Below are 24,712 nucleotides of genomic sequence, written 5' to 3'. Positions count from 1 at the left end.
TATCAGCGCCGGGTTCAAACGCTCAGTTCCAGCCGATCCCGAAACTGCTCCAGCGCTTCGGGATTGGCCAACGCATCGGTGTTTTTCACCGGCCTGCCGTGCACCACCTCGCGCACTGCAAGTTCGACAATCTTGCCGCTGATGGTGCGCGGAATGTCCGTCACCGCAACGATCTTCGCCGGTACATGCCTTGGGGTGGTATTGGCGCGGATCTCCTGACGGATGCGTTGCTCCAATGCGTCATCCAGTGCCAGCCCTTCGCGCAACTTCACAAACAGCACAACCCGCACGTCATCCTGCCACTGCTGACCGATAGCGACGCTGTCCAGTACTTCGCTGACTTTCTCGACCTGCCGATAGATCTCCGCTGTGCCAATGCGCACGCCACCCGGGTTGAGCACTGCATCAGAGCGGCCATGGATCAGCATCCCGCCGTGAGGCCGTTGCTCGGCGTAATCGCCCTGTGCCCAGACCCCGGGAAACAGGCTGAAATACGATTGCCGCAATTTTGCGCCGTCCGGGTCATTCCACAGGCCAATCGGCATGGCCGGGAAATGCCGGGTGCAGACCAGTTCACCTTTTTCACCGAGCACCGGTTGGCCGGCGTCATTCCAGACTTCGACCGCCATGCCCAGGCTCTTGCCCATGATCTCGCCGCGCCGCACCGAGGACAGCGGATTGGCGTTGACGAAGCACGAAACGATATCAGTGCCGCCCGACATCGACGCCAGGCATACATCCGCTTTCAAGTCGCGATAGACGAAGTCATAGCTTTGCGGGGATAACGCTGAGCCCGTGCACAGCAGCGTCTTCAGGCTGCCCAGATCATGACTTTCCCGGGGCTTGGCGCCGCTGCTTTCCAGGGTGGCGAGAAACTTGGGGCTGGTGCCGAACACACTGATGCGCTCGTCGTCGATCAAGTCGAGCAAACGCTGGTTGTCCGGGTGAAACGGCGAGCCGTCGTACAGCACCACCGCGCTGCCGACCGCGAGCGCCGAGACCAGCCAGTTCCACATCATCCAGCCGCAGGTGGTGTAGTAGAAAAGTCGATCGCCGGGGCCGAGATCGCAATGCAGGCCGTGTTCCTTGACATGTTGCAGCAACACGCCGCCGGTGCTGTGGACGATGCATTTCGGCACGCCGGTGGTGCCGCTGGAATACAGCACGTACAGCGGATGATGGAACGGCATCGGGACAAAATCCGGTTCGCCGCCGACCTGATAAAAGTCATCCCACAAAGTCACTTCGGCGTGAGTCTTGTATGCCTCGACACGGGCCTGCGGCTGAGCGTAAGGCACGATGATCAACTGCTTCAGCGTTGGCAGTTGCTCAAGTATTCCGTTGATCTTGTCGGTCTGCTCGATGACTTTGCCGGCATAGCGATAACCGGCGCAGGTGAGCAGCACCTTGGGTTCGATCTGGCCGAAGCGATCGATCACCCCATGGGTGCCGAAATCCGGCGAGGAGCACGACCAGATTGCACCGAGGCTGGTGGTGGCGAGCATCGCCACCAGGGTCTCCCAGGTATTGGGCATGCAGGCGGCGACGCGATCGCCAAGACCAACACCGGCGGCGCGCAAACCGGCTTGAAATCCGGCGACATGCTCGGCGAGTTCGGCCCAGGTCAACTGCTCGCGTTGACCGTTCTCCGCCACGCTGATCACCGCCACGGCATCGTCACGCCGCCGCAGCAAGTGTTCGGCGAAGTTCAGCGTGGCGCCGGGAAACCACTCGGCGTCGGGCATCTTCGAGCCTTCGCGCAGCACGGCATCGGGTTGCGTGTGGAAGCGGATATCGAAGAAATCGACAATCGCCTGCCAGAATTCCGCGCGCTGCTCGACGCTCCATTGGTGCAGGGCAGGGTAATCGTCGAGTTTCAGTGAATGGCGTTGATTGACCGCACGACGGAAGTTGTCCATGCGCGACTGGGCGATACGGTTGGCGTCGGGTTGCCAGAGGATGTCGGACATTGTTTGCCTCTTGTTTTATTCATGCACAAGGTCGAGCGCACACATAGCACCTGTGGGAGCGAGCCTGCTCGCGATAGCGGTGTGCCAGAACGGTAAAATTTAACTGACACAAAGCTATCGCGAGCAGGCTCACTCCTACCGGGACGCAGCATTACTGCGCCAACCACCCACCATCAATATTCCACGCCGCGCCGCGCACCTGGCTGCCAGCCTCGCTGCACAAAAACAACACCAGTTCGCCCAGATGCTGCGGCGTCACGAATTCCAGCGATGGTTGCTTCTCGGCCAGCAAATCATGCTGCGCCTGCTGCGGATCGACCCCCTTGGCCGCACGGTCGTCGATCTGCTTCTGCACCAGTGGCGTGAGCACCCAGCCCGGGCAGATCGCGTTGCAGGTGACATTGCTGGTCGCGGTTTCCAGGCCGACCACTTTGGTCAAGCCGATAACGCCGTGCTTGGCGGCGACATACGCCGCTTTGCCGGTCGAGCCGACCTGGCCATGCACGGAGGCGATATTGATGATTCGCCCCCAGCCTTTGGCGCGCATTCCCGGCAAGCTCAGACGCGTGCTGTGAAACACCGAAGACAGGTTGATGGCAATGATTGAGTCCCAGCGCTCGACGGGAAAATCCTCCACGGCGGCGACGTGCTGGATGCCGGCGTTGTTGACCAGAATGTCGACACCGCCGAATTCGCGCTCGGCGTAATTGATCATGTCGGCGATCTGCGTCGGGTCACTGACATCGGCCGGATGATGGCCGACCTTGCCGCCGAACCGGGCGACTTCGGCGATGACTTTCGACGCATCGCCAAAACCATTGAGAATCAGATTCGCGCCAGCCTTGGCCAGGCTCAGTGCGATGCCCAGACCAATGCCGCTGGTGGAACCAGTCACCAGCGCGGTCTTGCCGGAAAGAGTCGTCATGAATACCTCACACAATGCCAGTGGCGTAGAAAGTGCCGATCACTACGAAAACCGCCAGGGTCTTGATCAGCGTAATACAGAAAATGTCTTTGTAGGCTTCGCGGTGGGTCAGGCCCGTCACCGCGAGCAAGGTGATGACCGCGCCGTTGTGCGGCAGGGTGTCCATGCCGCCACTGGCCATCGCGGCGACGCGGTGCAGCACTTCCAGCGGAATGTTCGCGGCGTGGGCCGCACTGATGAACTGCTCGGACATCGCCGCCAGCGCAATGCTCATGCCGCCCGACGCGGAGCCGGTGATACCGGCCAGAAGGGTCACGGTGATGGCTTCGTTGACCAGCGGATTGGGAATCTGTTTGAGCCAGTCCGCCAGCACCAAAAAGCCTGGCAGCGACGCGATCACCGCGCCGAAGCCATACTCCGAGGCGGTGTTCATCGCCGCTAGTAATGCGCCGCTCACGGCACTTTTGCTACCTTCGGCGAGCTTGCTGCGAATCGCCTGAAAGCCAAACGCCAGCACCATCAGAATGCCGACCAGCAAAGCCGCCTGCACGGCCCAGATCGCCGTCAATTTGGCGATCTCGGTGGTCACCGGTGCCGCCATGCCCGGCAGCGCGAGGCTGTGGGTCTTGCCGTACCACTGCGGAATCCATTGGGTGAAGAGCAGGTTCATGATGCCCACCGCCAGCAATGGCGACAGGGCAAGCCATGGGTTTGGCAGTTTCAGATCTTCAGCGGTTTCCGGCTCGTTGCGCAATTCAGTGCCGTAGCCTTCGCCAGCACGTTGCGCCTTGTTGCGTTGCCGCTGCAGAAACAGCATGCCGGCGCAGAACACGAAAATCGTGCCGATCACGCCCAGCCACGGCGCCGCCCATGCGGTGGTGTTGAAAAAGGTGCTGGGGATGATGTTCTGGATCTGCGGCGTGCCGGGCAGGGCGTCCATGGTGAACGAGAAAGCGCCGAGAGCGATGGTGGCCGGGATCAGCCGCTTGGGGATATTGCTCTGGCGGAACATCTCGGCAGCAAACGGATAGACCGCGAAGACCACCACGAACAGCGACACGCCGCCGTAAGTAAGCAGAGCGCAGACCAGCACGATCACCAGCATCGCTTGCTTGGTGCCGAGCAAGCGAATGGCCGCCGCGACAATCGAACGGGAGAAGCCCGACAGTTCGATCAACTTGCCGAACACGGCACCAAGCAGGAATACAGGGAAATACAGTTTGATGAAGCCGACCATTTTCTCCATGAACACCCCGGTGAACGCAGGGGCGACGGCGGAAGGGTCGGTGAGCAGAACTGCGCCGAGGGCGGCAATCGGGGCGAAGAGGATAACGCTGTAGCCACGGTAGGCGGCCAGCATCAGCAGCGCCAGGGCTGCCAAAGCAATGATCACACTCATGGTGTGTCTCTCCAGAATTGTTATTTTTGTGGGTAGAACGGGTGTGGGAGAGGCTATAGCGAGATCTGTGCCATATGTTTAAGCTGTTGAAATATATAGATATTATTGGTTGTGGCTGAAAGCTTTCAATGACTTTGTCTCGTTTTAGAGACTGAGTTAAGCCGAAAAGATCGCAGCCTTCGGCAGCTCCTACAGTGCGGACGCGAATTTCCCCTGTAGGAGCTGCCGAAGGCTGCGATCTTTTGATCTTCAAACAATCGATCTACAGAAAGAGATCATTGTCTCTATTTGGAGACTCAGGCAATCCCCAACGCCACCATCTTCTTGTACAACGTCGACCGCCCAAGCCCCAATCGTACCGCCGCTTCCGGCACGTTCCCCGCACATTTCGCAAGAGCTGCCTGAATCAACTGCCGATCAAACCGCTCCCGCGCCTGAGCAAAAGTCTCGTCAGCCAGCGTCTCCATCGTCGGCACCGAGGCACGCTCAACTGGCGTCAAGGTGCCAATCGCCGCACGAATATCCTGCTCAGTCAGCATCAAGTCATCACTGAGCAACGCCGCCCGTTCGAGCACATTACGCAGTTCGCGAATGTTCCCCGGCCAGGCATGCTGGCCGAGCAACGCCAGCGCATCCCGGTGCAGTTCGTGTTGGCTGCGCAGTTCTTCCAGAATCGCTTCACTGAGTGCCGGTAAATCATCAAGGCGTTCACGCAATGGCGGCACCTGAATCGGCAACACATTCAGGCGATAGTACAAATCGGCGCGGAACTCGCCGCGCTTGATCGCCGCTTGCAGATCGGTCGAGGTGGCAGCAATCACGCGCACGTCGCTCTGAATCACCTCGTTGGAGCCGACCGGTTCGAACTCCTTTTCCTGCAACACGCGCAGCAGTTTGCTCTGCAAGGGCAGCGGCATGTCGCCGATTTCGTCGAGGAATAACGTGCCGCCCTGAGCGATCTGCAACTTGCCGGTGCGACCCTTGCGGTCGGCGCCGGTGAACGCGCCCGGTGCCGTGCCGAAAAATTCCGCCTCTAGCAGTGCCTCGGGAATTGCCGCGCTGTTGATGCTGACGAACGCTTTGTGCGCCCGTGGCGAGGCGCTGTGAATGGCTTGAGCCAGCAACTCTTTACCAGTGCCGGTTTCGCCGAGCAGCAACACTGGCGACTCGGCGCTGGCACTGCGCCGGGCGCGGCGCTTGACTTCAAGGCTGGCAGCGCTGGTGCCGATGAAATGGGCGAAGTTGTATTTGGTTTGTCGGGCGCGCAGCAGAGAACGGGTCGAGGCCAGTTCTTCCTGCATGCTCAAGTAACGTTTGAGCATCGGTGACAACGTGCGCAACTCGTCGAACAGGGCAAAACCGATCGCGCCGATGACCGTGCCGGCGTCGTCGTGGATTGGTAGACGCATCACCACCAAAGGCTCTTTCGGCGTGTCCTGCATGTCCAGAAGAATAGGGCGACCGGTGCGCACGACTTCGCGCAACAGGCTGCCGGGAATTACGCTTTCACAGGGTTTGCCGATCGCGCCTGCAGCCGATTCAAGACCGAAACGCCGGGCGTAGCGCTCGTTCATCCAGACGATGTTGGCATCGCGGTCGACAATCACCGTGCCCTCGCTGGATTGCTCGATGATCTCGAACAGCGAACGGATCGCCAGGGTGCGCACCCGTTGGTAGTCCTTGAGGCTTTCGGTGGTGTTCATGGAGGCTGATCCTGATTGTGTATGGCCTGTGCCGGCCCCTTCGCGAGCAGGCTCGCTCCCACAGTAGATTGGGTCTTTCCCAAATTTTGTGTCCGGCGTGAACCTTGTGGGAGCGAGCTTGCTCGCGAAAGCCTCGACCCGGTTTCACGCCGAACACATATGACGCCTACCCCGGATGCGCCGCCGCCAACAGCTCTTTGGTGTACGGATGCTGCGGTGCAGCAAACACCTCATGGCTGGCGCCACGCTCGACCACTTTGCCGTCCTTGATCACGATCATGTCGTGGGCCAGCGCGCGCACCACCGCCAGGTCATGGCTGATGAACAGATAAGTCAGACCGTGTTTTTCCTGAAGCTGGCGGAGCAGCGCGACCACTTGTTTCTGTACCGTGCGATCCAGCGCCGACGTCGGCTCGTCGAGCAGGATCAGCGCCGGTTTCAGCACCAGAGCCCGCGCGATAGCGATGCGTTGGCGCTGGCCACCGGAGAATTCGTGGGGATAGCGATGGCGACTTTGCGGGTCGAGACCGACCTCTTTGAGTACGCGGATGACTTGTTCATCGCACTCGTCAGCGCTTGACTCGCAATGCACTTCCAGGCCTTCGCTGATGATCTGCGCGACTGACATGCGCGGGCTGAGGCTGCCGAACGGATCCTGAAACACCACCTGCATCTGTCGGCGCCATGGGCGCATTTGCTTCTGATTGAGACCGTCGAGTGCCTCGCCCTGAAAGCGGATACTGCCTTCGGAGTCGAGCAGACGCAGGATCGCCTGACCCAGCGTCGATTTGCCGGAGCCAGACTCGCCGACGATGCCCAGCGTCTTGCCACGCTGGATGCTTAGGCTGATGCCATCCACCGCACGCAGGTACTGCTTGCGCTGGAACAGACCGCCACCGACGACAAACTCAACCTTGAGATCGTCGACCTCCAGTACGTTTTCGCGCTCATCCCGAGGCAGTGCTTCGCCTTCGGGCTCGGCGTTGAGCAGCACGCAGCTATAAGGATGCTTCGGTTCGGTGAACAGGGTTTCGCAGGGCGCCTGCTCGACGATTTCCCCGGCCTTCATCACGCACACCCGTTGCGCGATGCTGCGCACCAGATTGAGGTCATGGCTGATCAGCAGCAGCGACATGCCCAGGCGCTGTTGCAGGGATTTGAGCAGCAGCAGGATCTTGCGCTGCACGGTCACGTCGAGCGCGGTGGTCGGTTCATCGGCGATCAACAGCTCCGGTTCGCAGGCCAGGGCCATGGCGATCATCACCCGTTGTCGTTGTCCGCCGGAGAGTTGATGCGGGTAAGCCTTGAGGCGTTCCTTGGGTTTCTGGATGCCCACCAGTCCGAGCAGTTCGAGGATCCGCGCCTGCGCCGCTTTACCGCCGAGGCCACGGTGCAGCAGCAGGGTTTCGCCGATCTGTTTTTCGATGGTGTGCAGCGGATTCAGCGAGGTCATCGGCTCCTGAAAAATCATGGCGATGCGGTTGCCACGCAGTTCGCGCAAGACTTTGGGATCGGCGCCGATCAGTTCCTGTCCGCGATAGCGAATGCTGCCAGTGGTTTGCGCTTCGCTTTCGGGCAGCAATTGCAGAATCGAATGGGCAGTCACCGATTTGCCCGAGCCCGACTCGCCAACCAGGGCCAGACACTCACCGGGGCGAATGTCCAGGCACAGGTCGCGCACCACGGTCTGGTCATGGAAGGCAACGTTGAGGTTACGGATTTCAATCAGGTTGTCAGTCATGGCCACGCTTCAGGATCGAGGGTCGAAGGCGTCACGTAACGCTTCGCCGATGAACACCAATAAAGAAAGAATCAGCGCCAGGGTGAAAAACGCCGTCAACCCGAGCCACGGTGCTTGCAGATTCTGTTTGCCCTGGCCGATCAACTCACCCAGCGAGGCGCTGCCGGCGGGCATGCCGAAACCGAGAAAATCCAGCGCGGTGAGGGTGGAAATCGCCCCGGTCAGAATGAACGGCAAGTAGCTCAATGTTGCATTCATGGCGTTGGGCAGAATGTGCCGGAAGATCACCTTGCGATCGCTCAGGCCCAGCGCGCGGGCGGCTTTGACGTACTCCAGATTACGTCCGCGCAGAAACTCGGCGCGCACCACATCCACCAGCGCCAGCCATGAGAACAGCGCCATGATCCCCAGCAGCCACCAGAAATTCGGCTCGACGAAACCAGAGAGGATGATCAGCAGGTACAACACTGGCAGCCCCGACCAGACTTCCAGCACGCGCTGCCCGAGCAAATCGACCCAGCCACCGTAGTAGCCCTGCAATGCCCCGGCGGCGATGCCGATCAGAGCGCTGACAAAGGTCAGCATCAAGGCAAACAGAATCGACACCCGCGCGCCGAATATCACTCGCGCCAGTACATCCCGCGATTGATCGTCTGTGCCTAACCAGTTGACTGACGTCGGCGGGCTCGGCGCCGGTTTGGTGAGGTCGTAGTTCGGTGTGTCGTCACTGAACGGAATCGGCGGGAACAGTAGCCAGCCGCCGTCCTTGCGAATCAGGTTCTGCACATAGTCGCTGCGATAATCGGCCTGGAATGGCAGTTGTCCGCCGAACTCCTGTTCGGTGTGGCGCTTGAACACCGGGAAGTACCACTGGTCCTGATAGCTGACGACCAGAGGCTTGTCATTGGCGATCAACTCACCACCCAGTGTCAGCACAAACAGGCCGATAAACAGCCATAACGACCACCAGCCACGGCGGTTTTTCTTGAAGCGCTCGAAGCGCCGACGCCCTAGAGGGGAGAGCTTGAACATCAGGCGTTCCTCGCGGCGAAGTCGATACGCGGGTCGACCAGCGTGTAGCACAGGTCACCCACCAGTTTTATCAGCAGGCCGAAGAGGGTAAAGATGAACAGCGAACCGAACACCACCGGATAATCCCGCGAAACTGCTGCTTCGTAACTCATGCGCCCAAGACCATCGAGGGAGAAGATCACTTCGATCAGCAAGGAGCCGGCGAAGAACACACTGATGAACGCCTGCGGGATGCCGGACACCACCAGCAGCATCGCGTTGCGGAACACATGGCCGTACAGCACGCGACGCTCGCTCAGGCCTTTGGCGCGAGCGGTCACCACATACTGGCGGGTGATTTCATTGAGAAACGAGTTCTTGGTCAGGATCGTCAGCGTGGCGAAACCTCCGATCACCAGTGCCGTCACCGGCAGCACCAAGTGCCAGAAGTAGTCGGCAATCTTGCCGAGGGTCGACAGCGATTCGAAGTTATCCGACACCAGGCCACGCACCGGAAACCAGTTCAATGACGTGCCGCCGGCAAACACCACGATCAAGAACATCGCAAACAGAAACGCCGGCATCGCGTAGCCGATGATGATCGCCGTGCTGCTCCAGATATCGAAATGACTGCCATGGTGCACGGCCTTGCGGATCCCCAGCGGGATCGACACCAGATAGGTGATCAGCGTCGCCCATAGCCCGAGGGAAATGGTCACGGGCATTTTTTCCAGGATCAGGTCGGTGACTGTCGCGCCACGGAAAAAGCTTTTGCCGAAATCCAGTTGTGCGTAGTTCTTCAGCATCAGCCACAGGCGCTCATGGGCCGGTTTGTCGAAGCCGTACTGTTTTTCGATGTCCTTGATCAGTTGCGGATCGAGGCCGCGACTGGCGCGGGAAGTACCGCTCATGGTTTCGCTGGCACCGCCGCCGACACTGGCGCCGCCGATCCCTTGCAGGTGGGCGATGGCCTGTTCCACCGGACCGCCGGGCGCGGCCTGGATAATCACGAAATTGACCAGCAGGATGATCACCAGCGTCGGGATGATCAGCAGCAGGCGCCGCAGTATGTAACCCCACATCAGTGCGGCCCTCCGGGTCTGCCACGGGCAATTTTTTCCGCGGTCATCTGCTGATTGGTCAGCGGTGTGCTGCTGATTTCCCACCAGCTCTCGATGGCTTCGTCATTGCTGGCTTGCACCGACGGTATGCCGAAGCGGTTCCACCACACGGTCGAGGTGCCCGGTGGATAGTAGTTGGGAATCCAGTAGTAATTCCATTGCAGCACCCGGTCCAAGGCGTGCGCGTAATGCAGCATGTCGGACTGGGTGGAGGCGCGGATCAGGCCGTTGATCAACGTATCCACGGCAGGATTTTTCAACACCATATAGTTGTTCGCGCCTGGGTCGTTGGCCGACGCGGAGGCGAAGTAATTGAGCAATTCGCCCCCCGGCGAGGTGCTGACCGGGTAGCCGGTGACGATCATGTCGTAGTCGCGGCTCATCAGGCGATTGACGTATTGCGAGGAGTCGATACGGCGAATGTTCAGATCGATGCCGATCTGTTTCAGCGTGCGCTTGTACGGCAGCAACAAGCGATCCATGCCGTTCTGGCTGACCAGGAAGGTGAAGCTCAGTGGTTCGCCCTGGGCGTTCACCAACTGATCGCCATCCGGTTTCCAGCCCGCCTGTTCGAGCAGTTCGAGGGCCTGCAACTGTTTGTCACGGATGACACCGCTGCCATCGGTTTTCGGCGCTTCGAAGACTTTAGTGAAAACCTCTTCGGGAACCTGGCCGCGCAGCGGTTCGAGGATTTTCAGTTCCTGCGCATCGGGCAGTTCGCTTGCCGCCAGTTGTGTGTTGGAAAAGTAGCTCTGCTGGCGGATATACATACCGCGCATCATCTGCCGGTTGCTCCACTCGAAATCCCAAAGCATGGCCAAGGCCTGGCGTACGCGGCGATCGGCGAACATGGGTTTCTGCAGGTTGAACACAAAACCCTGGGCTGACTGTGGCGCCTCGGTGGCCAGATGCGCCTTTTGCAGGCGTCCGTCGCTCAGTGCCGGGCTGTCATAGCCGATCGAGTAGCCAGTGGCCGAAAACTCGCGGTTGTAGTCATAGGCGCCACCGCGCAGCACTTGGCGGGCGACGTCGGTATCACCGAAGTACTCGATGCTGAAATGATCGAAATTGTACAAGCCACGACTGACCGGCAGATCCTTGCCCCACCAGTCGGCGTTGCGTTCAAACGTGATACTGCGCCCCGAATCGACCTTGCCGACTCGATACGGGCCGCTGCCCAAGGGGGCTTCATAACCGCCGCCGCCGGCGAAATCGCGGCTCTTCCACCAATGCTCGGGGAATACCGGCAGGGTCGCGATGTCCAGTGGCAGGGTGCGGTTTTCATTACTCTTGAAATCGAAGCGCACGGTTAGCGGCGCTTCGACTTCGACGCCTTTGACGTCGGCAAACTGGGTGCGATAACGCAGGCTGCCCTGGGTCATCAATAAATCGTAGGTGTAACGCACGTCTTCGGCGGTGATCGCTTTGCCGTCGGCGAAGCGTGCCTTGGGATTGATATAGAAGCGCAGCGACAGACCATCATCCGAGCGTTCCATCTTTTGCGCGACCAGACCGTAGACCGTGTAAGGCTCGTCGAGCGAACGCTGGGCCAGCGGCGAATAGAGCAAGCCATCGATCTGAGTGACGCCGATGCCTTTGTCTATATAAGGAAGGACATGGTCGAAGTGGCCGATCTCGATGGCCGAGCGGCGCATTGTCCCGCCCTTTGGCGCTTGCAGGTTGGTGTAGTCGAAATGACTGAAGCCGGCAGGATACTTGGCAGGCTCGCCATAAACGGTCAACGCGTGTTGCGGTGCAGCGTTTGCGCCGGTGGCGCCCGTCAACAGGGCGAGGGCGGTGAGCATCAATGTGGGGAAAACCAGTCGCATTGTCAGCCTTGGAACCGGGAAATCGATAAGCGCAAGTTGTACGCGAGAGGCGCGTCAGTCGCCAGCCGTATATGTAACTGAAACACAACGGCCCACCAGAAGGCGGGCCGTTGGCGAGCAATCAGGCGACGGATCAGTCCTGACGGCTGGTGACTTCCAGCAGGTGATAACCGAACTGGGTTTTTACCGGACCTTGCACGACGTTGATTGGCGCGCTGAAGACCACGGTGTCGAATTCCTTGACCATCTGGCCAGGACCGAACGAACCCAGATCACCGCCCTGACGGCTCGATGGGCAGGTGGAGTTGGCCTTGGCGACTTCGGCGAAATCAGCGCCGCCTTCGATCTGGGCCTTGAGTTCGTTGCACTTGTCTTCGCTGGAAACCAGGATGTGGCGGGCAGTGGCTTTAGCCATGGGGAAACTCTCCAATCTATTTCAGTAAAAGTGTGGAGCCTACCGGATTCAGTGGGCGAATTCTCGGCAAAGTTCCGTTCGGTTGTCCGTGGCTTTGATCAGAGATTCGCGGCTCGCAGACGTTCAGCATGTTCGACGTACAGCTCAATCGGGTCGGGCAGTGCGGTTGCCGTGCTGGCCGTGCGGCGCAGGCTGCCCAGATGATCCAGCGGGTAGTCGGAGCGGATCACTTGCCCCAAGTGAGAACTGAAGCGGCCAACGAAGCCGTCATTCTGCTGCGTTTCGGTCATGAAGTACTGCGATAACGCGTGGCAAATGCTTTGGGTTGGATCGAGTGTCGACGGGCTGTTGGCCGGCAGGACGCCGCTCCATGAGTAATAGCGTACGCCGTTGACCTGTTCCGGGCCTTGTCCGCCCCAAGTGCTGGGCAATCCCTGCGGAAACTTGTCGTTGAACTCGCCTACGCCTTCGGTCGTCAGTGCATTGAGCGCCGCCAGTGCGTTCTGCGGCAAGGTGACACTGCCACTGAGCAACGATAGAAAATCGGCAAATAGCGTCGCTACATTTTGGGCGACGACCTCCGGCAGCCGCCCGGGTATCAGGGCCTTACGCAGAAAGTCGGCCAGTTCCGAACCGTGATTCGGGCCGCTGACGGAGGTTACGGAAGCGACGGCGTGTGGCGCGAGCGCCGCAGCGTATCGAGCAGCCAGTGCTCCCTGACTGTGTCCTATGAGGTTGACTTTGTCTGCACCTGTGCCTCGCAAGACACGATCAATCTGTGCAAGTAATTGTTCACCCCTGGTTTCGTTTTTATGGGTGGCAGACAGGTGCGGAACAAACACTCGGCTGCCGGCCGTTTTCAGAGCGTCCTTTACGTCATGGAACAGCTCGAAGTGACCGATGCGCTCGAATCCGAACAGGCCATGTACCAACAGGACGGGATAGCGAGTTGAAGCATTCCGTTGCATGTTCTTACCTTTTTCGCAGAAGTTCATCGGGGAATCCGGAGGCCACTCTAAAACACTCATCCAGCCGAAGAAGTAAGAAGGGGCTTCTCTTGGCCGTTGAATCTGGACTAGTGGCTGTACGAATTTTCAGATACTTATGAAATCCGAATCGGAAGTTGAGGACATCTTTCGCTCGGTTGATGGCGTTTTTGCGTAGTTTGCCTACCCGGTGGGAGGCCTTTGCCGGATGTTCGCGGCGGATGAGGCTGACATCGAAAGTGTGCGCAATAGCGTTCAATGTTGGCTGTCGACGCCGCCCATGAAAGCGGCGTTCTTTCCAAGGAATGGAGCCACTAATGCACACGCACGAAGTCGAGTTTTGCTACCGGATGCGCCACCCCGCCAGCCCCTGTGTTTCGAACGAACTGCTGCCAGCGGCAACCGTTGATAGTCTGAAGGGGACGGTGCTTGATCCATCACTGGGCAAGGTCGTTGTCCGTATTGCTCCTTATGCAAACATGAGCTGCGGCGATCAGTTGCTCTTGAGTTGGGACGGTCTGGACATAGAGGGCTTTGCTTATCAGCATGAAATGGTTCGCTATGTCAGCGAAGCCCAGGTCGGCAAAGACATCGTTTTCGTGATCAAAGGCCTGCATATCGCTGCACTGGATGGCGGTTCGCTGGCGGTCTACTGGAAACTGTTCAGTGCGCGCTCGGCTGAACCGGCGGTGTCTGCCCGTGTGCATTTGTCCGTGGGTGATGTGCGGCCACAATTGCTTGCGCCGATTGTCGAGGGTGCGGTCGGAGGGACGCTGGATCCGGCGCGGGTGCCGGACGGCACGCTTATTGTGCTCCAGCCTTATGCCCGAATGGCGGCGGGGGATCGAGTCACGTTGCTGTGGGGCGCTGACGCATTGTCCGCAACGTTCAGCGACAGTTTGAAGGTCGAAGCCTTTGCTGTCGCAGACGTACTGTCATTCTGGGTTGAAGGGGCGCACATCGCTGCTCATCTCGGCGGCGAGGTAGTGGTGCGCTATCAGGTCGAGCAGGCGGGCGGAGTCATTCGCGAGTCCGAGGCGGCAAGAATTCTCGTTACCCCGTTCCTGCGGGGAGAGCTTGAGGCTCCCGATGTACTTGAAGCTGAAGACGGCGTGCTGTTGAAAGAGGACTCCGTCGATGGCGTCACCGTCGTGATCGGTAATGCCCGGACGCAGGAAGGCGAGTTGGTCTATCTCAAGTGCGACGGGGAACTGTTCAATCATCGGGATGACCGTGAAATCACTCGGGAGACGGCGGGGAAGCCGCTGATCTTCATTGTGCCGCACCGATTCTGGCGTGAGCACCATGGCACGACCGTGCGGGTGGCCTACACGGTTGAACGTCTGGACGATGTCAGTCAGACGTCTGCGGCCACACAGGTGCGAGTGGAGGGGTAACGCGGCGTGACCAGCCCTGCGGTTTGCAATAAATCCGCGGGGCTGGCCGGATAATCAGCCTTTTGCCTGGGCACTGAGACGTTGAGATGCGTCCAGCAGCAAACGCTCCGTTGCGCTGAAACCGAGGCAGCCATCGGTAATCGAAACCCCGTAACGCAGGGATTCGCTCAGCGGTTGGCAGCCCTCGAACAGGTGAGACTCGATCATCATGCCGATCAGAGAACGGTCACCTTGCAGGCGTTGCTCAAGCACTTCGTTGAAGACGCCAGGCTGGCGTAGCGGGTCCTTGCCACTATTGGCGTGGCTGCAATCGACCATGATCCGGCTCGGAATCTTCAGGCGATCCAGGTCGGCATGGATTTTGGTCACGCTCTCGCGATCATGGTTCGGCCCTTTATGGCCGCCGCGCAGAACCAGATGGGTGTCGGGGTTGCCTGGCGTTTGAATGATGGCCGGATGGCCCTGACTATCGACGCCGAAATGCCGGTGCGGATGGGCTGCCGAACGCATGGCGTCAACCGCAATGGCGGCACCGCCGTCGGTGCCGTTCTTGAAGCCGACGGGCATGCCCAATCCACTGGCCATCTCCCGATGGATCTGCGATTCAGTGGTACGCGCGCCAATGGCCACCCAGCTCAACAAGTCATCGAAGTAACCGGCAGCCATGGGTTGCAGCAACTCAGTGGCCACCGGCAGGCCGAGGCGGATCATTTCCAGCATCAGCTCACGCGAAAGCGTAAGGCCGCCAGCCATGTCATCACTGCCATCCAGATGCGGGTCGTAGGCCAGACCTTTCCAGCCGACCGTGGTGCGCGGTTTTTCGACATAAGCTCGCATCACCAACAGCATTTCGCCGCTGACTTCCTCAGCCAGTCGAGCGAGCTTGCCAGCGTATTCGAGTGCGGATTGCGGATCATGGATAGAGCAGGGCCCGACGATGACCAGCAGGCGCTGATCCTGGCCGTTGAGAATGGCGCGAACTGCCTGACGGTGGGCGGTGACTTGCTGACTCAAGGCATTGCTCAGGGGCAATTGCTGTTTGAGTTGCAACGAGCTGGGCAGACGCAGAGTCAATGCTTCGTTGGCAGGATTCAGGGTGGACAGCGGCAGAGCAGAAACGGACGAGTTCATATTCGGTCTTCCTGGGCTGGCGGCGGGTTCTCCCGCTCGCTCGGCCCTACTGGGGTGTTCGACAATTGGCCGTATTGGCTACGTGGGTGTGCTTGCCACCTGTAGGTGACCGATCGGAGGCGGCAGGCTGTCCCGAGCGGAAGCTGGTAAATCGCCAGGCGTTAAAGCTGTCGTAACGGTAATAAGTGGCGTAGTTCATTTCGTGAATCCTCAAAGTGTCTGGTGTGTTGCTGAAAAGTTTGGGGCTGAAAAAACAAAACCCCCGGTCGGGAGGCCGACCGGGGGTTGAGAATTCTCTGGTAGGCGACCCGTTGTTATGGGCGCCGTTTGGGTATCAGGCGCGCCAGTGGCTAAACCAATACCCAAAATAAAAGCTGACCGGAGCGCAAACGTCATTCACCCGGGCAGCCGCAACCGAGCGCAAGGCGCTGGCAGTACGAAGCTGTGAGAGGGCGTTGAACATGGTCTGTCTCCAATGAATGGGCCGAGCTTACTAGAGGCCGATACGCCTCAGCAATCAGAAATTGCTATCGCGTAATCAACGAAACATCTATTGCTAGCGTCGCGCTGGAGTTGTGACATTCTGCACTTCGCTTGATGACCAAGGATGAACCGTGTCGACACAAAACATTGCTGCTGCCCATTCTCTGCTCATTGCCGGTGAGTTTTTACACTGTCGCTTTATCGAGGCCGCAGCGGCCGGGGCAGGTGATCTGTTGGTCATGGCCGAGCGCGTCGTGGGTGCATGGCTGGGGCGAATTGTTCCTGTTGTGCAAGCCTGATGACATTCCACTTACGATTGGCGGTTCCAGAAGATCTGGCGTTTGCCCGTGATCTTACCTGTCAGAACATGCTGCGCTACTACATTCGCCATGACCTGCTATGGCAGGACGAAGCGTTCGACGTGGCGTGGTTGGGGCGGCAAAACTGGCTGATAGTGAAGGGTGATGTGCCAGTGGGCTTTCTCAGTCTCAGTCGGGATATACGCGCGCTGTACATTCGTGAACTGCAGATTGCTGAAACGTATCAGGGGCAGGGTGCTGGTTCTTGGGCGATCGATCAGGTTATCGACATGGTCCGCAAAGAAAGACGCCCGGCTCTACGCCTGACCGTATTTGAAAATAATCCGGCGAGAAACTTGTATGAGAGAAAAGGACTACAGGTTCAGGGCGCGGACGAGTGTTTTCTGCGAATGCAGCTTGATATCGGTACACATGTGCTCTGAAACCCACGGCCGGCAAGCCTTCAATGATGAATTGAAACTTTTTAAATGACGCTTTCCGCTAGGTCTGCGTGGCACTTTTTGCTAAGGTGTCCGGCATCCCAATATGACCATATCGCGAGGTGTCTGCTTGATTAGGGTGCTAGTGGTCGATGACCATGATCTCGTTCGTACAGGCATTACACGTATGCTGGCCGATATCGATGGCTTGCAGGTGGTTGGCCAGGCCGAATCCGGGGAAGAGTCCCTGATCAAGGCCCGAGAGTTGAAGCCCGATGTGGTGCTGATGGACGTCAAGATGCCTGGCATCGGCGGCCTGGAAGCCACGCGCAAACTGTTGCGCAGTCATCCGGATATCAAGGTGGTCGCGGTCACGGTGTGTGAGGAGGATCCTTTCCCGACACGCTTGTTGCAGGCCGGTGCTGCGGGTTATCTGACCAAGGGCGCGGGTTTGCCGGAAATGGTTCAGGCGATTCGCCTGGTATTTGCCGGCCAACGCTATATCAGTCCGCAGATTGCCCAGCAATTGGCGATCAAATCCTTCCAGCCCTCCAACGACTCTCCCTTCGATGCCTTGTCCGAGCGCGAAATTCAGATCGCCTTGATGATTGTCGGCTGTCAGAAGGTACAGATCATTTCCGACAAATTGTGCCTGTCGCCAAAAACCGTGAACACCTATCGCTATCGTATTTTCGAGAAGCTTTCGATCAGCAGCGATGTCGAGTTGACCCTGTTGGCGGTTCGTCACGGCATGGTTGATGCCAGCCTCTGACCATGACTGAAACATTCGATTCCGGCGCGTTTCTGTCGACAGTCAGTGGACGCCCAGGCGTCTATCGCATGTTCGACAGCGATGCACGCCTGTTGTACGTGGGCAAGGCCAAGAACCTGAAAAAACGCCTGGCCAGCTACTTTCGCAAAACCGGCCTGGCGCCGAAGACTGCCGCGTTGGTGGGGCGCATTGCGCAGGTCGAAACGACCATCACCGCCAATGAAACCGAAGCGCTGCTGCTTGAGCAGACGCTGATCAAGGAGTGGCGGCCGCCGTACAATATCCTTCTGCGCGACGACAAATCCTATCCCTATGTTTTTCTGTCCGACGGCCAGTTTCCGCGCCTGAGCATTCATCGCGGGGCCAAAAAGGCCAAGGGCAAGTACTTCGGCCCCTATCCGAGTGCCGGCGCCATACGTGAAAGCCTGAGTCTGCTGCAAAAGACCTTCTTCGTTCGGCAGTGTGAAGACAGCTACTACAAGAACCGTACCCGCCCATGTCTGCAGTATCAGATCAAGCGCTGCAAGGCGCCTTGCGTGGGGCTGGTCGAGCCTGACGTGTATGCCGAAGACGTGCGCCACTCGGTCATGTTTCTTGAGGGGCGCAGTCACGCGCTGACCAACGAGCTGTCCACGGCGATGGAGGAGGCGGCGATCAACCTGGAGTTCGAACGAGCCGCCGAGTTGCGTGACCAGATCGCGCTGCTGCGCAGGGTTCAGGATCAACAAAGCATGGAAGGCGGCACAGGGGACATCGATGTCATCGCGGCATTCGTCAACCCGGGTGGCGCCTGCGTGCACTTGATCAGTGTGCGTGGCGGACGCGTGTTGGGCAGCAAGAATTTCTTTCCGCAAGTCGGCATCGAAGAGGACGTGTCGGAAGTCATGGCCGCGTTTCTTGGCCAGTATTTCATCAGCAGCCCTGAGCGCGATTTGCCGAGTGAGCTGATCGTCAACGTGGTGCATGAAGATTTTCCAACGTTGATCGAAGCGATCCATGAATTGCGTGGTCGCGAGCTTGCCATCAGTCATCGGGTGCGCGGTACGCGGGCACGCTGGCAGCAACTGGCCGTCACCAACGCCGAGCAGGCATTGGGTGCACGCCTGGCCAACCGCCAACACACCGCCGCGCGCTTTGAAGCCTTGGCCGAAGTGTTGAATCTGGATGAACCGCCGCAGCGCCTGGAATGCTACGACATCAGCCATTCCAGCGGTGAGGCGACGGTTGCTTCCTGTGTGGTCTTTGGCCCGGAAGGCGCGATCAAGTCGGACTACCGGCGCTATAACATCGAAGGGGTCACGGCGGGTGACGACTATGCCGCCATGCATCAGGCCTTGACGCGACGCTTCAGCAAACTCAAGGAAGGCGAGGGCAAGTTGCCAGACATCTTGCTGGTGGACGGTGGCAAGGGCCAGCTGTCGATGGCTCGCGATGTTCTCAACGAGTTGGCCGTACCAGATCTGATTCTGCTCGGTGTCGCCAAAGGCGCTACTCGCAAGGCGGGCTTCGAAACGTTGTATCTAAATGATGCAGCGCATGAGTTCACCTTGCGTGGCGACTCGCCGGCGCTGCACTTGATTCAACAGATTCGCGATGAGGCGCACCGCTTCGCGATTACCGGACACCGCGCACGCCGTGGCAAAACCCGCCGTACGTCAACGCTGGAAGGCGTTGCCGGCGTTGGGCCGACCCGACGTCGCGACTTGTTGAAACATTTTGGTGGATTGCAGGAGCTGACTCGTGCAAGCATCGAAGAGATCGCCAAAGCCCCGGGGATCAGTAAAAAGCTCGCAGAGTCGATTTATGCGAACCTGCATAGCGAGTAGAATGCCCCTTCACCTCGTAGCCAGTTGTGCCGATGAATATCCCTAATCTGATTACCGTTCTACGCGTCCTGCTCATTCCGATCTTCATTTTGCTGTTCTATCTGCCTTATCAGTGGAGTTACATGGCCTCCGCCTCGGTGTTTGCCTTTGCGGCAGCGACGGATTGGCTGGACGGTTATCTGGCTCGCCGTCTGGAGCAAAGCACTCCGTTCGGGGCGTTTCTCGATCCGGTAGCCGACAAGCTCATGGTTGCGGTGGCACTGGTGCTGCTCGTTCAAGAACACGGCAATCTTTGGCTCACTCTGCCGGCTGCTGTCATCATCGGTCGCGAGATTGTGGTGTCGGCATTGCGTGAATGGATGGCCGAACTCGGCGCCCGTGCCCACGTAGCCGTTTCAAATCTGGGCAAGTGGAAAACCGCGGCGCAGATGCTTGCGCTGGTCATTCTGTTGGCCAACCCGAAGGACTTCAGTTTCTGGGTTATCTTGGGTTATGCCTTGCTGATGGTCTCTGCCGGCCTGACCTTGTGGTCGATGGTGCAGTACCTGCGCGCCGCTTGGCCGCACCTGAAGACTGATGTTGAAAAGAAATAAAACTTTTTTGAATCAAAGGGTTGACGGAGCTTCTTAATTCTATAGAATGCGCATCACCAAGCGGGAATAGCTCAGTTGGTAGAGCACGACCTTGCCAAGGTCGGGGTCGCGAGTTCGAGTCTCGTTTCCCGCTCCAAGTTTGTACAGTGTTTGTTGTTGTGCTACTGACAGCAGATACTTTGAGGCCGAGTAGCAAAATGGTTATGCAGTGGATTGCAAATCCACCTACGCCGGTTCGATTCCGACCTCGGCCTCCACTATAAACAAGCTCCGTAGATCCATGATTTACGGAGCTTTTTTATTTGCACTGCGCTGCAAGATTTAGTCTTGAATAACGGCCATTGCAAACTTGCTTCACCGGGAAGTGATGTATATATTTCCCGCACTGCTGTTCAAGGCTTGATCCTGTCAGGATCGCGACTGTGCAGCAGAAGATAAGCAGCGCCGCGCTACCGCCCGAATGGCGAAACTGGTAGACGCATGGGACTTAAAATCCCCCGCTCGTAAGGGCGTGCCGGTTCGATTCCGGCTTCGGGCACCATCTTGCATTCCACTGAACGCTGTTAAGTTCTTTGGAAGCCTTGAAAAACCTGCCTTCTGGCGGGTTTTTTCGTTTTAGCATTCCGTCGGATTCTTGTCCATTCTTCTGGAATCCGGTCATTTAGAGGGTAAAGTTAGGGGAAGTTTTTGGTTCGATTAAGGATAGTACCCTTATGTCGCGCACAACTGCTCCGCTTACTGACGCTGCTTGCCGTTTAGCCAAGCCAACAGACCGTCCCTACAAGCTTTTCGACGGCGACGGTCTCTATCTCCTAATCCAACCCAATGGCCGTAAAGGCTGGCGTCTCAGGTACGTAAAGCCTGACGGGCGGGAGGGGTTGACCTCCCTCGGCAGCTATCCTGTGGTTGGCCTTGCCGATGCGCGCCAGAAGCGTTTAGATGCGAAGCGGATGCTCGCAGACGGCATTGATCCCGTTGAGAACAAGCGTAAAGCCAAAACGGAAGATGCTGTCAACGGCCGTACCTTTGAAAGCGTTGCGTTGGACTGGCACAAGAACATGTCGGCCAGATGGACACGCGACCATTCCAAGAATGTGTTGAACCGTCTGAATAACTATGTTTTCCCGTTTATCGGTGCCCGCGCGATTGCTGATCTCGATACTTATGATCTGATGCAACCTTTGGAGGCGATCAGAAAACGAGGAACGATTGACGTCGCCTTAAGGGTACAAAGATACCTGCAAAGTATTATGCGTGAGGCAAAACGCCTTCGTCTTATTCCGATAAACCCTGCGTACGATCTTCAGGGCTTGATCAAAGCGCCGCGAGTCTCCCATCGGCCTGCATTGCCCCTATCACGCCTGCCTGAATTGCTGGCACGAATCAATGCCTACAAGGGCCGAGAGCTGACCCGGCTAACGCTCATGCTGTCGCTGCACGTGTTTTGTTCGCTCGAGTGAATTACGTTTCGCTCGCTGGTGTGAGTTCGACCTCAAGCGTGGCGTATGGGAGATCCCGGATACTCGGCCGGAGCTGGAGGACGTACGCCATTCAACGCGGGGGACGAAAATGGCGGGCGATGTTCATCTTGTGCCTTTATCGCCGCAAGTTGTGGCCGTGCTTGAACAGATCCATACCCTCACTGGCACATTCGAGCTGGTATTTGCCGGTGATGCTAGGGCCTGGAAGCCGATGTCAGAAAACACCGTGAACAAAGCGTTGCGCACGATGGGGTACGAAACCAAGACCGAGATCTGTGGTCACGGCTTCCGCTCAATGGCCTGTAGCGCACTGGTTGAGTCAGGGCTGTGGTCAGAGACGGCTATTGAAAGACAGATGAGCCATCGAGAGCGGAACAGCGTTCGTGCCGCCTACATTCACAAGGCAGAGTTCATTGAAGAGCGCAGGCTGATCATGAACTGGTGGAGCCGGTACCTTGAGGCCAATCTTCAGGAGCATGTCACCCCTCACGAGTTTGCGAATCAGGCCGGCGAGAATGTCAATCGGTTAAAAGTAAAACGTGGCGCAATGAAGTAGGCGTGCGGCGAATGCTTCGTTAGGGGGGTTAAAGGTTGTTCGCCCTCAATCTGGAAAGTTTCGCTGTTCCCTCGTGTGCCGTGCTCCGGGGCTCAAGCTGAGGTGTTAACTTCGAGCGGTGGCAAAGGATGTTACCGTTACAGTTGAGTGCTTCTGATGGGCGTTTGTTGTTCTTAGAGTTGCCACTGGAGGGCTGGACTTCACATGCCACCTGAGGCATCGGGAGAAACTCGAAAAATGACGGTCAGCATCTGATTTCTACGGGCTAATGATCACGATATGCTGCCCTTGAGTCGGATTTTTTATTGCGCAGGAGAACACCATTTGGCAAGACATCTCAGCTTCGAAGCAAAAATGAAGCGCGTGGGTTGAATGCGCCAGCATCCAGCCCTGCCGCCGGTACTGCCGATTGTCTCTGTAAGTCCAGCTATGGTTCTTGCTCCGCGCACAAAGCGCTGCGAGTCTAGAGTCTGTTATTTACAGTCAAACTCTTGCTTTCCAAAGAACATTTCACCAGGGCTCTGGGTGGGCGTTACAGGCTGTTAAATCGGAAATCTGCCTCCAGTTTTGCCCCCACTTGCACGGGTACACGAGCGATCGCAAATGGGGATTCTGATCTAACTCCAGTATGGCGCATGGTGGCGTTTAGAATAACCCCACTTTCAAGCTGCGGGTTGACGCGTAGTCAGAGGCTGACTCGACGCAGCTACTGGCTGGGTGGATTACACCACCCCCGCTGGTGATCGCTTCCTTCATCACAACATCGCAGTTTTTGACCATAAAGTTTTCCTGCGAGCATGCTCATGAAGTCACTTTCCGCGATGAAGGACGGCGCTTGCACGTCGGCAGCTGTGGCTGGAGCCATCGAGCCCCTCTGGACACCGCCGACGAGGAACATGTCGTCTATCAAGATGCTAGGAGGGATAAAGGCGTAGTGCCATGAAAAAGCCACAGCAATTTGGCGGGTAGTAGCTACAGTCAGTAGGCCAACCCTTAAACCTTCGGGGATAACGTTCGCGGCGGGCGTCGCCAAGAACGATAGGGATATGAAGACGCTGCATTATTTCAGAGGAAACACCATGCCCTATCAATGCACCTCTTTGATTGATACGCAAATTGTTGGATATAACGTGGCAGACTGCTTGGCGCTTGGGCAGTTCGATGCTGCGCTGGCCAAGGAAGCGTCTAGAAGTGCATCGATGCCCCAGACCGAACTCGATTCAGAAGTCATCACGATCATAGCTGCTTTGGACCGTCGCCAAATTGCTGTGAGCAAGGCGTCAGAGGCTGTCGCGAAGGGTAACAAGAAGTTGGCTCTTGAGGCGATTGGCGTCACCGTCGACCTTACTGTCGAGACTTGCGTCCTCACACGTAATCCGGTCTGTATCGGCTCTGCGTATGGAGCGAAAATACTTTACGAAACTGCAGAGTTCGGGATCCAGTTGTATGACGCAAGGACGCCGCAGGAAAAGGCTGAAGCGGTTTTTGCGTTTGGGAAAGGGCGCGTAGCGTTGTTCAAGGGGGTCATTGGGGCAGTTGCTCCAAAGACGCCGGCACAGTCTGCAGCACGTGCGATGAGTGCGGCAGTAAGAGCTGCCCGAACCCTTTCAAGCGCTACCTCCACTGTGGCACAAGCCAAATCCGATCTTGAAGCCGCAGTCGGCGAGTTGGAGAAAATGAAGACACTCTTTGACCCGGTGTTAGTCAATGCTGATTCCTATCGTAAATACCGAGCCTCGGCCTTCGAGGCGCGACGCTTTCTCCTCCAGTTATTGAATGCGGGATTTGCGGGGCAGGGGTGCAGAGTAGATACGATCCCGTTACCCATATCCTGAATGAAAGACCAGCGAGCGGATCTCTTTTCGATGGAGAGAACTGATGACCGATCTCAATGTTTTGATTCCGTTGCTGGTGGGCGCCTTTGTGGTTGCCGCTGTCCTGGAGTCTGCCCTCAGTACGTTGTTTCAATGGCGTCTGTACCTGGAGTTTTTCAATAAGCGCGCCGTAAAGACACTCATCATGATTGCAGTCGGCTATGCCGTCGTCAGACAGTTTGATTACGACATATTTAACAAAATTGTCTCAATGGCCGGCGGTCAAAGTAACGCTGGATCGTTATCCAGGTTTCTATCTGCTTGTGTCCTGGCAGGGGGAAGTTCGGCCATCTATCAGCTTCTCAAGACATTAGGATTACGACCGCCAGTTGAGGCTGTACAAGACAAGCCGAAACCTGCAAGTGGCAGCGCATGGGTTTCGATCAGGATCATTCGAAATCAGGCCGTGGGAGATGTGAGGGTTCATCTTGAGGAAATAGCCGCTCCTCCGCCTCATATGAGTCCGCCGATTAGTGGTGTTATCGGTGGGACTCCTCATCTGTGGTCGCGTTTGAAGAATGTGTTTTTTGCTGATCCGATGCGTTTGCCGTCTTCCGGTGGTAGCACTCTGGAAACCAGCAAAATTTATCGCATTGTGGCGAGCGGGAGCATTAGGCAGGCGAACCCTAATGACCCGTTGTTGCCGTTTGAACATGAGATTTATGTAGGCCGCTTTGCTGAGCGCGCTATCGTAGATTTCGTGGTTGCAATTTGAACAATAGATCCTTGTCATCGTGGTCGCGCGCGATGTGCTGTCAAA

19 protein-coding genes, 3 tRNA genes and 1 pseudogene are annotated in these 24,712 nt (G+C 57.7%); 12 read left to right on the top strand and 11 right to left on the bottom strand.

Annotated features, from left to right (window positions below):
* Nucleotides 1-14: 14 nt before the first annotated feature.
* The 10 genes from J0G10_RS17355 to J0G10_RS17310 form a co-directional block, all read right to left on the bottom strand.
* Nucleotides 15-1,970: an acetoacetate--CoA ligase gene (locus tag J0G10_RS17355; RefSeq protein ID WP_220556343.1), complete on the bottom strand. Its 1,956-nt coding sequence runs from the start codon at nt 1,968-1,970 to the stop codon at nt 15-17.
* Between the two features lie 151 nt (nt 1,971-2,121).
* Nucleotides 2,122-2,895, bottom strand: a complete 774-nt coding sequence (hbdH, locus tag J0G10_RS17350) for a 3-hydroxybutyrate dehydrogenase (protein WP_220556342.1) — start codon at nt 2,893-2,895, stop codon at nt 2,122-2,124.
* Between the two features lie 7 nt (nt 2,896-2,902).
* Nucleotides 2,903-4,294, bottom strand: a complete 1,392-nt coding sequence (locus tag J0G10_RS17345) for a GntP family permease (protein ID WP_007912313.1) — start codon at nt 4,292-4,294, stop codon at nt 2,903-2,905.
* Between the two features lie 296 nt (nt 4,295-4,590).
* Complete coding sequence (locus J0G10_RS17340) at nt 4,591-5,997, bottom strand: sigma-54 interaction domain-containing protein (protein ID WP_220556341.1); 1,407 nt, start codon at nt 5,995-5,997, stop codon at nt 4,591-4,593.
* Between the two features lie 166 nt (nt 5,998-6,163).
* Nucleotides 6,164-7,738 carry an ABC transporter ATP-binding protein gene (locus J0G10_RS17335; RefSeq protein ID WP_095126358.1) on the bottom strand — a complete coding sequence of 525 codons (1,575 nt, stop codon included), beginning with the start codon at nt 7,736-7,738 and terminating at the stop codon, nt 6,164-6,166.
* Between the two features lie 9 nt (nt 7,739-7,747).
* Nucleotides 7,748-8,770: an ABC transporter permease gene (locus J0G10_RS17330; RefSeq protein WP_095047801.1), complete on the bottom strand. Its 1,023-nt coding sequence runs from the start codon at nt 8,768-8,770 to the stop codon at nt 7,748-7,750.
* The gene (locus J0G10_RS17325) at nt 8,770-9,831 is read right to left on the bottom strand and encodes a microcin C ABC transporter permease YejB (protein ID WP_034154280.1); all 1,062 of its coding nucleotides are present in this window, start codon (nt 9,829-9,831) and stop codon (nt 8,770-8,772) included. Before J0G10_RS17325 ends, J0G10_RS17330 begins: the two co-directional genes overlap by 1 nt.
* Nucleotides 9,831-11,699, bottom strand: coding sequence for an extracellular solute-binding protein (locus J0G10_RS17320; RefSeq protein ID WP_093430974.1), 1,869 nt, complete (start codon nt 11,697-11,699; stop codon nt 9,831-9,833). The genes J0G10_RS17325 and J0G10_RS17320 overlap by 1 nt, the downstream gene beginning before the upstream one ends.
* Before the next feature lie 133 nt (nt 11,700-11,832).
* Nucleotides 11,833-12,114, bottom strand: a complete 282-nt coding sequence (locus tag J0G10_RS17315) for a peptidylprolyl isomerase (RefSeq protein WP_007912303.1) — start codon at nt 12,112-12,114, stop codon at nt 11,833-11,835.
* 98 nt (nt 12,115-12,212) lie between these two features.
* Nucleotides 12,213-13,082, bottom strand: coding sequence for a lipase family alpha/beta hydrolase (locus J0G10_RS17310; protein WP_095048096.1), 870 nt, complete (start codon nt 13,080-13,082; stop codon nt 12,213-12,215).
* Nucleotides 13,083-13,417: 335 nt separating this feature from the next.
* Here J0G10_RS17310 and J0G10_RS17305 point away from each other — a divergent pair, with 335 nt between their 5' ends.
* A complete protein-coding gene (locus tag J0G10_RS17305) occupies nt 13,418-14,497 on the top strand; it encodes a hypothetical protein (RefSeq protein ID WP_095047800.1) in 1,080 nt (359 codons plus the stop codon).
* A gap of 54 nt (nt 14,498-14,551) precedes the next feature.
* On the opposite strand, the gene J0G10_RS17300 is transcribed toward J0G10_RS17305, so the two are convergent.
* The gene (locus J0G10_RS17300) at nt 14,552-15,628 is read right to left on the bottom strand and encodes a 3-deoxy-7-phosphoheptulonate synthase (RefSeq protein ID WP_095047799.1); all 1,077 of its coding nucleotides are present in this window, start codon (nt 15,626-15,628) and stop codon (nt 14,552-14,554) included.
* A gap of 614 nt (nt 15,629-16,242) precedes the next feature.
* Here J0G10_RS17300 and J0G10_RS30020 point away from each other — a divergent pair.
* From J0G10_RS30020 to J0G10_RS17245, 11 genes and pseudogenes are all read left to right on the top strand, one after another.
* On the top strand, nt 16,243-16,410 hold the full coding sequence (locus J0G10_RS30020; protein ID WP_245397985.1) for a hypothetical protein: 168 nt from the start codon (nt 16,243-16,245) through the stop codon (nt 16,408-16,410).
* The gene (locus J0G10_RS17290; RefSeq protein ID WP_220556340.1) at nt 16,410-16,853 is read left to right on the top strand and encodes a GNAT family N-acetyltransferase; all 444 of its coding nucleotides are present in this window, start codon (nt 16,410-16,412) and stop codon (nt 16,851-16,853) included. Before J0G10_RS30020 ends, J0G10_RS17290 begins: the two co-directional genes overlap by 1 nt.
* Before the next feature lie 127 nt (nt 16,854-16,980).
* On the top strand, nt 16,981-17,622 hold the full coding sequence (gene gacA, locus J0G10_RS17285; protein ID WP_016984198.1) for a response regulator transcription factor GacA: 642 nt from the start codon (nt 16,981-16,983) through the stop codon (nt 17,620-17,622).
* 2 nt (nt 17,623-17,624) lie between these two features.
* Nucleotides 17,625-19,448, top strand: a complete 1,824-nt coding sequence (gene uvrC / locus J0G10_RS17280) for an excinuclease ABC subunit UvrC (RefSeq protein WP_093430986.1) — start codon at nt 17,625-17,627, stop codon at nt 19,446-19,448.
* A gap of 32 nt (nt 19,449-19,480) precedes the next feature.
* On the top strand, nt 19,481-20,041 hold the full coding sequence (pgsA, locus tag J0G10_RS17275; RefSeq protein WP_007950102.1) for a CDP-diacylglycerol--glycerol-3-phosphate 3-phosphatidyltransferase: 561 nt from the start codon (nt 19,481-19,483) through the stop codon (nt 20,039-20,041).
* 60 nt (nt 20,042-20,101) lie between these two features.
* Nucleotides 20,102-20,177, top strand: a tRNA-Gly gene (locus tag J0G10_RS17270).
* Between the two features lie 47 nt (nt 20,178-20,224).
* Nucleotides 20,225-20,298 (top strand) — tRNA-Cys (locus J0G10_RS17265).
* A gap of 197 nt (nt 20,299-20,495) precedes the next feature.
* Nucleotides 20,496-20,582: transfer RNA gene (locus tag J0G10_RS17260), tRNA-Leu, on the top strand.
* Between the two features lie 172 nt (nt 20,583-20,754).
* Nucleotides 20,755-22,078: pseudogene (locus J0G10_RS17255) on the top strand (tyrosine-type recombinase/integrase).
* Nucleotides 22,079-23,124: 1,046 nt separating this feature from the next.
* A complete protein-coding gene (locus J0G10_RS17250) occupies nt 23,125-23,913 on the top strand; it encodes a hypothetical protein (RefSeq protein WP_220556339.1) in 789 nt (262 codons plus the stop codon).
* A 43-nt stretch (nt 23,914-23,956) separates the two neighbouring features.
* A complete protein-coding gene (locus J0G10_RS17245) occupies nt 23,957-24,667 on the top strand; it encodes a hypothetical protein (RefSeq protein WP_220556338.1) in 711 nt (236 codons plus the stop codon).
* The last annotated feature ends 45 nt before the right edge of the window (nt 24,668-24,712 follow it).

This window comes from Pseudomonas germanica (assembly GCF_019614655.1).
Taxonomy (GTDB): domain Bacteria; phylum Pseudomonadota; class Gammaproteobacteria; order Pseudomonadales; family Pseudomonadaceae; genus Aquipseudomonas; species Aquipseudomonas neuropathica.
Note: the sequence above shows the minus strand (reverse complement) of the source record. Positions and strands in the feature narration are given on the sequence as shown.

What these genes read in the sequence shown, in the direction of transcription:
- J0G10_RS17355 (WP_220556343.1), bottom strand. Translation starts at nt 1,970, where the DNA reads ATGTCCGACATCCTCTGGCAACCCGACGCCAACCGTATCGCCCAGTCG.
- hbdH (WP_220556342.1), bottom strand. Translation starts at nt 2,895, where the DNA reads ATGACGACTCTTTCCGGCAAGACCGCGCTGGTGACTGGTTCCACCAGC.
- J0G10_RS17345 (WP_007912313.1), bottom strand. Translation starts at nt 4,294, where the DNA reads ATGAGTGTGATCATTGCTTTGGCAGCCCTGGCGCTGCTGATGCTGGCC.
- J0G10_RS17340 (WP_220556341.1), bottom strand. Translation starts at nt 5,997, where the DNA reads ATGAACACCACCGAAAGCCTCAAGGACTACCAACGGGTGCGCACCCTG.
- J0G10_RS17335 (WP_095126358.1), bottom strand. Translation starts at nt 7,738, where the DNA reads ATGACTGACAACCTGATTGAAATCCGTAACCTCAACGTTGCCTTCCAT.
- J0G10_RS17330 (WP_095047801.1), bottom strand. Translation starts at nt 8,770, where the DNA reads ATGTTCAAGCTCTCCCCTCTAGGGCGTCGGCGCTTCGAGCGCTTCAAG.
- J0G10_RS17325 (WP_034154280.1), bottom strand. Translation starts at nt 9,831, where the DNA reads ATGTGGGGTTACATACTGCGGCGCCTGCTGCTGATCATCCCGACGCTG.
- J0G10_RS17320 (WP_093430974.1), bottom strand. Translation starts at nt 11,699, where the DNA reads ATGCGACTGGTTTTCCCCACATTGATGCTCACCGCCCTCGCCCTGTTG.
- J0G10_RS17315 (WP_007912303.1), bottom strand. Translation starts at nt 12,114, where the DNA reads ATGGCTAAAGCCACTGCCCGCCACATCCTGGTTTCCAGCGAAGACAAG.
- J0G10_RS17310 (WP_095048096.1), bottom strand. Translation starts at nt 13,082, where the DNA reads ATGCAACGGAATGCTTCAACTCGCTATCCCGTCCTGTTGGTACATGGC.
- J0G10_RS17305 (WP_095047800.1), top strand. Translation starts at nt 13,418, where the DNA reads ATGCACACGCACGAAGTCGAGTTTTGCTACCGGATGCGCCACCCCGCC.
- J0G10_RS17300 (WP_095047799.1), bottom strand. Translation starts at nt 15,628, where the DNA reads ATGAACTCGTCCGTTTCTGCTCTGCCGCTGTCCACCCTGAATCCTGCC.
- J0G10_RS17290 (WP_220556340.1), top strand. Translation starts at nt 16,410, where the DNA reads ATGACATTCCACTTACGATTGGCGGTTCCAGAAGATCTGGCGTTTGCC.
- uvrC (WP_093430986.1), top strand. Translation starts at nt 17,625, where the DNA reads ATGACTGAAACATTCGATTCCGGCGCGTTTCTGTCGACAGTCAGTGGA.
- pgsA (WP_007950102.1), top strand. Translation starts at nt 19,481, where the DNA reads ATGAATATCCCTAATCTGATTACCGTTCTACGCGTCCTGCTCATTCCG.
- J0G10_RS17250 (WP_220556339.1), top strand. Translation starts at nt 23,125, where the DNA reads ATGAAGACGCTGCATTATTTCAGAGGAAACACCATGCCCTATCAATGC.
- J0G10_RS17245 (WP_220556338.1), top strand. Translation starts at nt 23,957, where the DNA reads ATGACCGATCTCAATGTTTTGATTCCGTTGCTGGTGGGCGCCTTTGTG.